The 1340-nt window shown below is 55.7% G+C and carries 1 rRNA gene; it reads right to left on the reverse strand.

From position 1 onward, the window contains the following. Positions 1-1340, reverse strand: a 23S ribosomal RNA gene (locus IT084_RS17555); the annotation flags it as partial.

Genomic DNA, 1340 nt, shown 5'->3' on the forward strand with positions numbered 1-1340 from the left:
TATACGTCATCTTGCGATTTAGCAGGAACCTGTGTTTTTGGTAAACAGTCGCTTGGGCCTTTTCTCTGCGACCCCCTCGCGCTCCAAACGTAAAAGTCCTTCACGCTAACGGGGCACCCCTTCTCCCGAAGTTACGGGGTCATTTTGCCGAGTTCCTTAACGAGGGTTCTCTCGCGCGCCTTAGGATTCTCACCCCGCCTACCTGTGTCGGTTTGCGGTACGGGCACCTTGTTGCCTCGCTAGAGGTTTTTCTTGACAGTATGGGGTCAGCCGCTTCGCTACTTGTCTTCGCTCCCCCTCACCTCTCGGGTTTTTGTGTGAAGCGGGTTTGCCTGCTCCACTCCCTACCGGCTTGGACGCGCTTTTCCAGCCGCGCGCTCGGCCTACCCTCCTGTGTCACCCCTTCACTCAATCGGCACCAAGGTGGTATCGGATTGTCAACCGATTGTCCATCACCTACGCCTCTCGGCCTCGGCTTAGGGCCCGACTTACCCTGGGCGGACGAGCCTTCCCCAGGAATCCTCAGGCTTTCGGCGGGCAGGATTCTCACCTGCCTTTTCGCTTACTCATACCGGCATTCTCACTTCCCACCGGTCCACCGCTCCTTCCGGTACGGCTTCTACCCAATGGGAACGCTCCCCTACCACTCTCGAAGTTCGATGTTCGATGTTCGATTCGAATTTCGAACCTCGAACATCGAACCTCGAGTAGTCCGCAGTTTCGGTACCGTGCTTGAGCCCCGTTACATTTTCGGCGCAAGGTCACTTGACCAGTGAGCTATTACGCACTCTTTAAATGGTGGCTGCTTCTAAGCCAACATCCTGGTTGTCCGGGCAACCTCACATCCTTTTCCACTTAGCACGGTTTGGGGACCTTAACTGGCGGTCTGGGCTGTTTCCCTCTCGACTACGGATCTTAGCACTCGCAGTCTGACTCCTGTGGTCCAAGCACCCGGCATTCGGAGTTTGATTGAGTTCGGTAACCGGTGAAGGCCCCTAGCCCATTCAGTGCTCTACCTCCGGGGCTTATGCCACAAGGCTAGCCCTAAAGCTATTTCGGGGAGAACCAGCTATTTCCGGGTTCGATTGGCATTTCACCACTACCCACACCTCATCCACCGCCTTTTCAACGACGGTTGGTTCGAGCCTCCACGAAATGTTACTCCCGCTTCACTCTGGACATGGGTAGATCACCCGGTTTCGGGTCTACTCCAGCGTACTATCTCGCCCTTTTAAGACTTGCTTTCGCTACGGATGCGGCCTCGTCAGCCTTATCCTCGCACGCCGGATGTAACTCGCCGGTCCGTTCTACAAAAAGTACGCCATCACCCTGCTCGAAGT

This window comes from Desulfallas sp. Bu1-1 (assembly GCF_015594625.1).
Taxonomy (GTDB): Bacteria; Bacillota; Desulfotomaculia; order Desulfotomaculales; family Desulfallaceae; genus JADNRQ01.